General features: G+C 67.4%; 7 protein-coding genes. 5 read left to right on the forward strand and 2 right to left on the reverse strand.

The genetic code is table 11. The features are described from left to right. Positions 1 to 393, reverse strand: a 393-nt coding sequence (locus tag ACN4F8_RS19750) for an ATPase domain-containing protein (RefSeq protein ID WP_419475136.1), incomplete at its 3' end; no start/stop codon positions are given. Between the two features lie 27 nt (positions 394 to 420). Here ACN4F8_RS19750 and ACN4F8_RS19755 point away from each other — a divergent pair. Then, positions 421 to 1,518 carry a hypothetical protein gene (locus ACN4F8_RS19755; protein WP_419475137.1) on the forward strand — a complete coding sequence of 366 codons (1,098 nt, stop codon included), beginning with the start codon at positions 421 to 423 and terminating at the stop codon, positions 1,516 to 1,518. Here the strand turns inward: ACN4F8_RS19755 and ACN4F8_RS19760 are convergent. Continuing rightward, positions 1,502 to 2,554: an NAD(P)H-dependent flavin oxidoreductase gene (locus tag ACN4F8_RS19760; protein WP_419475138.1), complete on the reverse strand. Its 1,053-nt coding sequence runs from the start codon at positions 2,552 to 2,554 to the stop codon at positions 1,502 to 1,504. The genes ACN4F8_RS19755 and ACN4F8_RS19760 overlap by 17 nt on opposite strands. 78 nt (positions 2,555 to 2,632) lie before the next feature. Between ACN4F8_RS19760 and hpaR the strand changes: the two genes are divergently transcribed. Genes hpaR through hpaE form a run of 4 tightly spaced genes read left to right on the forward strand, consistent with a single transcriptional unit; the run spans position 2,633 to position 6,001 of the window. Beyond that, a complete protein-coding gene (hpaR, locus tag ACN4F8_RS19765) occupies positions 2,633 to 3,115 on the forward strand; it encodes a homoprotocatechuate degradation operon regulator HpaR (protein WP_419475139.1) in 483 nt (160 codons plus the stop codon). Beyond that, positions 3,112 to 3,759 carry a fumarylacetoacetate hydrolase family protein gene (locus ACN4F8_RS19770; protein WP_419475140.1) on the forward strand — a complete coding sequence of 216 codons (648 nt, stop codon included), beginning with the start codon at positions 3,112 to 3,114 and terminating at the stop codon, positions 3,757 to 3,759. Before hpaR ends, ACN4F8_RS19770 begins: the two co-directional genes overlap by 4 nt. Continuing rightward, positions 3,756 to 4,535 (forward strand): fumarylacetoacetate hydrolase family protein, encoded by a 780-nt coding sequence (locus ACN4F8_RS19775; protein ID WP_419475141.1) that lies wholly within the window; start codon positions 3,756 to 3,758, stop codon positions 4,533 to 4,535. The genes ACN4F8_RS19770 and ACN4F8_RS19775 overlap by 4 nt, the downstream gene beginning before the upstream one ends. Continuing rightward, the gene (gene hpaE / locus ACN4F8_RS19780) at positions 4,532 to 6,001 is read left to right on the forward strand and encodes a 5-carboxymethyl-2-hydroxymuconate semialdehyde dehydrogenase (RefSeq protein WP_419475142.1); all 1,470 of its coding nucleotides are present in this window, start codon (positions 4,532 to 4,534) and stop codon (positions 5,999 to 6,001) included. Before ACN4F8_RS19775 ends, hpaE begins: the two co-directional genes overlap by 4 nt. The last annotated feature ends 65 nt before the right edge of the window (positions 6,002 to 6,066 follow it).

Genomic DNA, 6,066 nt, shown 5'->3' on the forward strand with positions numbered 1-6,066 from the left:
CTGGGCGCCGCTCTCTTCGCCGGTGACGTAGAGGGTTTTCACGTTTGCGCGCTGCAACGAATCCAGCGCCTGCAGCAGCAGGGTCGACTTGCCGATGCCCGGATCGCCGCCGATCAGCACCACGCCGCCTTCCACAATGCCGCCGCCCAGCACCCGGTCGAGCTCGTCATGGCCGGTGGGGGTGCGCTGCACGTCGGTGGCGTCGATGTCGGCCAGGGTGGTGACCTCGGCGGTCTTGGCCAGCGAGGCAAAGCGGTTTTTCGATGGCGCCGTGGACTCGGCCACCGATTCCACCAGCGTGTTCCAGGCGTTGCAGTGCGGGCATTTGCCCAGCCACTTGGGGCTGGCGCCGCCGCACTCGTTGCAGGTGTATTGGGTTTTGTGTTTGGCCATGGTGCTGGGCAATATAGTCGAGCGCCCATGACCAAGACTCCCGCCGCCTCCCTGCTCGTGCTGCCGCCCAGCGCACAACCCCTGTCCGCTGCGGCCCGCGCCTACAACCTGCAGCTCACCCGCATCGACAAGCTCAAGAGCCAGCTCACCGAGCTGGACGCGCTGGGCCAGTTGCACCGCCAGGAGCTGCATGGCGCCATCGAGCCGCTGCGCCGCCAGTTGGCGCAAGGCCAGCGCGAACTCGCGTTGGCGCTGGACGGTTTCCTGCAGGGCCAGGAACTCAGCCGGGGTCAGTGCGACACGGCGCGCGCGGTGCTCTGCCAGATCGCACGCCATCTGGTTGAAGCCGGCGGCCCGGGCAGTGAAGCCATGCGCGAACTGCACGACCGCCACAGCCCGCGCACGCTGGCGCAGCTCAAGCAGGAAGCGGCCGATGCCTTGCGCGCCCGGCTGGAGTCGGTGCTCGGCGAACCGCTGGACGACGAAGGCCAGGACCTCAGCGCCGAACAGTTGCTGCGCGCCGGCATGGCGCGACTGCGGCGGGCACAGGCCGAAGAACAGGACAAAAAGCGCGAAGCCGCGCAGGCCAAGCGCGAACGCAAGAAGCCCGGCGCCGCCCTGCGCCAGACCGAGCAGCATGACGCCGACACGCTGCTGCGCCGCCTGTTCCGCCAGCTCGCCAGCGCCCTGCACCCCGACCGCGAAACCGATCCGCAGGTCCGCCTGCGCAAGACCGCGCTCATGAGCGAGGCCAACGCGGCTTATGAAAAACGCGATCTCGTCACGCTGCTGCACATCCAGAGCCGCGCCGAACTGGCCGACCCCGAGGCCGTGCACAAGCTCTCCGACGAGCGCCTGGCCTCACTCACCTTGCTGCTCAAGGCCCAGGTGGCCGAGCTGGAGCGCGAGCGTGCCGGGCGCCAGAACGCATTGGCCGACGAGTTCGATCTGCCCGAGGGCCTCTCACCCAACGCCAACACGCTGCTGCAGAACCGCATCGATCAGGCCCAGAGCCTGGAAGCGGCGATCGCCGGCATCGAACACGACCTTCAGCAGGTGAGCAACGGCGTTCGTGTCAAGCGCTGGCTCAACGCGCAGCGCGACGCCGTCATGCGCGAGCGCTGAAGCCTTCGATCAACAACCGTGTGATCTCGGCCGCCGGCAGATCGCGGCAGCCGCTGGCGTTCTGCCCCGACCACAGCGGCGAAAAGTCGCCACTGCCCTTGGCCTCCCAGTGCGCGCGCAGCGGCGCCATGGCCGCACCCGCGAGCGGGAACGCGGGCGCCACCGGGTTCATGGAGCCGAGTTCGCGCATCACGCGGTTGACGATGCCGCGCGCCGGGCGGCCGGTGAAGAGGTGGGTCAAGGCCGTGTGGTGCGCCGCTTCGCTCTGCAGCGCGGCGCGGTGCAGGGCGCTGGTGGTGGCTTCCTCGCTGCACAGGTAGGCCGTGCCCACCTGCACGCCCGAGGCGCCCAACGCCATGGCCGCCGCCACACCGGCCGCATCGGCAATGCCGCCAGCTGCAATCACCGGCACGTTCACAGCCGCCACGATCTGCGGCAGCAGGGCAAACGTACCCACCTGCGTGGTCAGGTCGTCGGTGAGGAACATGCCGCGGTGCCCTCCCGCCTCCACGCCCTGGGCAATGACCACGTCGGCGCCAAAGGCCTCCAGCCAGCGCGCCTCTTCCACCGTGGTGGCGGAGGACGCCACCACGCTGCCCCAGCTTTTCACGCGGTCCAGCAGGTCCAGGTCGGGCAGGCCGAAGTGGAAGCTCACCACCTTGGGTTTGAAGCGCTCCAGCAAATCGGCCGATGCGCTGTTGAACGGCACGCGCCCCGGGCCGGCGGGCACGGCGTCGATGTCCAGCCCGGCCTCGCGGTAGTAGGTGATCAGCCAGGCGCGCCACGCGGCTTCGCGCGCCTCGTCGGGCACGGGCGGGGTGTGGCAGAAGAAATTGACGTTGTAGGGGCGCGTGGTGCCCGCGGCCAGCGCGGTCAGTTCGCGCTCCAGCGCGTCGGGCGCGAGCATGGCGCAGGGCAGCGAGCCGAGCGCGCCCGCGTTGCTCACGGCCACCGCGAGCGCGGCGCCCTGCACGCCCGCCATGGGCGCCTGGATCAAGGGGAAGTCGGTACCGATCAGCGAGGTGAGTGCGTTCATGCGCGCATTCTCCGCGCCGGCCCCAGCCGGGTAAACCCTCAAACGTGTAACAGCCCATTAATTTAACATGTTAACTAAATGAGCGACACCACTCCTTTCATCCACCGCAACCTGCCGCGCCTGCTGCTCGAAGCGCGCGAGGCCGTGATGCTGCACACCCGGCCCAGCCTGCGCGAACACGGCCTGAGCGACCAGCAGTGGCGCGTGCTGCGCGTGCTCGGTGAACACGCGCGTCTGCCCGCCGGTGTGGAGACCGGTCGTGTCGCGCGCGAGGCGTTTTTGCTGGGCCCCAGCCTCACCGGCGTGCTCACCCGCATGGAGCGCGATGGTTTGATTGCGCGCGGACGCTGCCCGCAAGACGCCCGCCGCACCGTGGTGCGCGCCACGCCCGCCGGGCTCAGGCTGGTCAAGCGCCTGTCAGCCACCATCGAATCGCACTACGCGTGGATGGAGGAGCGGCTGGGCAAGGCGCGGCTGGCGCAGCTGTATCTGTTGCTCGACGAGGTGATCGCGCTGGAGCAGCCGGTCGACGTCGAGCCAGCGGAGGAGGACGCCGAATGAACACCCACTGGATGCCCGAGGGGACGGTCCACGGCACGCTGCTGAACTTTCAGCGCGAACACGCGCTGTGGGCGTCGCGCATGAACGAAGCACCCTACAAGGCGCCGCCGAGTGCGCCGGTGCTGTACATCAAAACCGCCAACACCTTCACCGCCGCCGGCCACAGCATTGCCCTGCCAGCCGGTAAACCTGTGGCGGTGGCCGCCACGCTCGGGCTGGTGATGGGTCCTGACGGTGTGGTGGGCGCCGTGCTGTTCAACGACGTGGCCATCGTGCACGAGAGCTACTACCGCCCACCGGTGAAGTTCCAGTGCGTTGATGGTTTCCTGGGTGTTGGTCCCGAATGTGTGCCGATGCAGCGCCTGGGCGGGTTGGACGGCCTGGCCTGCTTGCAGCTGGAGCTGCGCATCAACGGCGTGCACCGCCAGACCACGGCGCTGGCCGAGCTGGTGCGAGACGCCGCCACGCTGCTGGCCGATGTGGGTGAATTCATGACGCTGCGCCCCGGCGACGTGTTGATGCTGGGCAGCGACTGCCTGCCCGACGGAACACGCACGCTGGTGCACGCGGGCGACACGGTGGAGATCAGCGCCACCGGCTTCAAGCCGGCCGTGCACAGCTTTGTTGCTGAGGAGAAGGCATGAAGCACGCCCGCATCGCCTGGGCCGGCGCGGTCCACGACGCCGTGGAGGTCGATGGCCAACTGGCGTTGCTCACCCCCGCGTTCAAAGGCCGCCGCGTGGCCTTCGACGAGGTGGTGTGGTTGCCCCCGCTCGCACTCAACCCACCCACGCGCCCGCGCACCATCCTCGCGCTCGGCCTGAACTACGCCGACCATGCGAAAGAACTCGCGTTCAAGGCACCCGACGAACCGCTCGCATTCCTGAAGGGCGAAGCCAGCCTCACCGGCCACAACGGCTACACCGTGCGCCCGGCTGGCGTGCAACACATGCACTACGAATGTGAACTCGCGGTGGTGATCGGCCGCAAGGCCAGGCGCGTGAAGAAGGCCGACGCGCTGGACTTCGTGGCCGGCTACACCGTGGCCAACGACTACGCGATCCGCGACTACCTGGAGAACTGGTACCGCCCCAACCTGCGCGTGAAGAACCGCGACACCTGCACCCCCATCGGGCCCTGGCTGGTGGATGCTGCCGATGTGCCTGATCCGATGAACCTCGCGCTGCAGACCACCGTCAACGGCAAAGTCACACAGCAAGGCAACACGCGCGACATGATCTTCGACGTGCCCACGCTGATCGAGTACTTCAGCGCCTTCATGACGCTGCAACCCGGCGACCTCATCCTCACCGGCACGCCCGACGGCGTGGTCGACTGCCAGCCCGGCGACGTGATCGTCACGTCCATTGAAGGCATCGGCGACCTGGTCAACACCATCACTTCATCTGAACCCGCATGACGATCCAGCACCTCATCAACGGCCAGTCGGTGGCCGGCAGCACCACCTTCAAGACGATCAACCCCGCCACGCAAGAGGTGCTCGCCGAAGTGAGCGCTGGCGGCGAAGCCGAGATCAACGCGGCGGTGCAGGCCGCGAAAGACGCGTTCCCCCAATGGGCCGGCCTGCCCGCCACGGAGCGCGCCAAACTCATGCGCAAGCTCGGCGAATTGATCGCCGCCCACGTGCCCGAGATCGCACAGCTAGAGACCAACGACAGCGGCCAGGTGATTTCGCAGACTGGCAAACAGTTGATCCCCCGCGCGGCGGACAACTTCTCGTACTTCGCCGAGATGTGCACCCGTGTGGACGGCCACACCTACCCCACGCCCACGCACCTGAACTACACGCTCTTCCACCCGGTGGGCGTGTGCGCGCTCATCAGCCCGTGGAACGTGCCCTTCATGACGGCCACCTGGAAGGTCGCGCCGTGCCTGGCCTTCGGCAATACGGCGGTGCTGAAGATGAGCGAACTCAGCCCGCTCACGGCTGCGCGCTTGGGCGAGCTGGCGCTGGAAGCCGGCATTCCGCCCGGCGTGCTCAACGTAGTGCACGGCATGGGCAAAGAAGCGGGCGAGCCGCTGTGCGCGCACCCGGACGTGCGCGCGATTTCCTTCACCGGCTCCACCGCCACCGGCAACCGCATCGTGCAGAGCGCAGGCCTCAAAAAATTCAGCATGGAGCTGGGCGGCAAGAGCCCGTTCGTGGTCTTCGACGACGCGGATCTGGACCGCGCGCTGGACGCTGCGGTGTTCATGATCTTCAGCAACAACGGCGAGCGCTGCACGGCGGGCAGCCGCATCCTGGTGCAGCAGAGCATCTACGCCGACTTCGCGCAGAAGTTCGCCGAGCGCGCAAAGCGCATCACCGTGGGCGATCCGCTGGATGAGAAGACCATCGTCGGCCCGATGATCAGCCGGGCGCATCTGGCGAAGGTGCGCAGCTACATCGAACTGGGTCCGAAAGAGGGCGCCACGTTGTTGTGTGGCGGGCTGGATCGGCCCTCGTACGCGGCTGAATTGCCGTCGCGCGTGGCACACGGCAACTACGTTTGGCCCACGGTGTTCGCCGATGTGGACAACCGCATGCGCATTGCACAAGAAGAAATCTTCGGTCCGGTGGCCTGCCTGATTCCGTTTCGCGACGAGGCGCATGCGATCGAGCTGGCGAACGACATCCAGTACGGCTTGTCCAGCTATGTGTGGACGGAGAACCTGGGCCGTGCGCACCGGGTGGCGGCGGCTGTTGAAGCGGGCATGTGTTTCGTGAATTCGCAGAACGTGCGGGATTTGCGCCAGCCGTTTGGCGGCACCAAGGCGAGTGGCACGGGGCGTGAGGGTGGGACCTGGAGTTATGAGGTGTTTCTGGAACCGAAGAACGTGGCGGTGTCTTTGGGGTCGCATCACATTCCGCATTGGGGGGGGTGAAATGCTTTCGCTCTGCTGTGTGGGCGGGATCGAGAAGGTCGGGCGCTCTGCTCCGCGAATGTCCC

Source organism: Hydrogenophaga sp. (assembly GCF_048549895.1).
GTDB lineage: Bacteria > Pseudomonadota > Gammaproteobacteria > Burkholderiales > Burkholderiaceae_C > Hydrogenophaga.